Source organism: Alphaproteobacteria bacterium (assembly GCA_024244705.1).
In the GTDB taxonomy this organism is placed as follows: Bacteria; Pseudomonadota; Alphaproteobacteria; order JAAEOK01; family JAAEOK01; genus JAAEOK01.
Genome location: JAAEOK010000106.1, coordinates 1 through 864, shown reverse-complemented (window position 1 = coordinate 864; position 864 = coordinate 1). Strand labels below are relative to the sequence as shown.

General features: G+C 62.3%; 2 protein-coding genes. Both read right to left on the bottom strand.

Annotated features, from left to right (window positions below; all coding sequences use genetic code 11):
* Positions 1-382, bottom strand: a 382-nt coding sequence (locus GY791_19620; GenBank protein ID MCP4330610.1) for a hypothetical protein, incomplete at its 3' end; no start/stop codon positions are given.
* A 63-nt stretch (positions 383-445) separates the two neighbouring features.
* Entirely contained in the window at positions 446-619 is a 174-nt protein-coding gene (locus tag GY791_19615; GenBank protein MCP4330609.1) for a hypothetical protein, read from the bottom strand.
* Between the last annotated feature and the right edge of the window lie 245 nt (positions 620-864).

Sequence of the window (864 nt, the reverse complement as noted above, 5' to 3'; positions counted from 1 at the left end):
CGAAGAAGCCGTTGACGCCGAGGATCCATTGCGGGTTGAGCATGGTCCGGTAGCCGAGCCCGATGCTGCCCTGTTCCTCGTCGTCGGTGTTGGCGAAGCCGTTGGCGTTGAGGAACCACATCGAGGTGGCGTCCTGGGCCAGCGGCACGAAGATATCGAGGTTGCCTTCCTGCGCGCTGCCGAACTGGCCGCCGGGCGCGATCCACGGGCCCCACTTGTCCTGGGCCCGGGCCTCGTCGACCGGCAGCTGCGCCGCCACCGCCACCGTCGCCGCGCCGACCAGCAACGTGGTCTTCAGCGAGGCCGCCGGGCGGGCGCTCGAAATCTTGCTCGGGATGACAGAAAGGTTGGCTAGCTTGGCGTCGTCAATGCGTGCGGCCATTAGGCAGCTCCCCTTGCTCGCGCCGCACCCCATCGTCACGGGGCGCAGCGTCCGTTGTTCCAATCAAATCGCACCGGTCCGCAACGCAGGCAAAACCGGTGCAACACTGATCGCCACGCATTCGTCGCGCAGCATCAGCTCAATTTCGCACGGTAAATTAACCAGTTTCAGCCCAAGACCGGCGAAAAAACTGCCGGTCGGGCCATCTTTTTCTCGCCACTGTTGCAAAACCGCCACAGTCGCCCGGCGGCGACGCCCTATCGCCGTCCCGGATGCAATGTGGCCGGTATGACGGGGGAGCGAAGCTTGAAATCCCCTCACCCAGCTGCGGCTAGGCTCGACCGATGGTCTCACCAAGCCTGCGCATCCCTCTCCACGGAGCAAGATCGTTTCAGATTAGTTCGATCTGAAACGTGAATCTTGCTCCCATACAATCATGTCGGACTTGATTCACGCTTCGCATCAAACGAATGCGAAGCGAT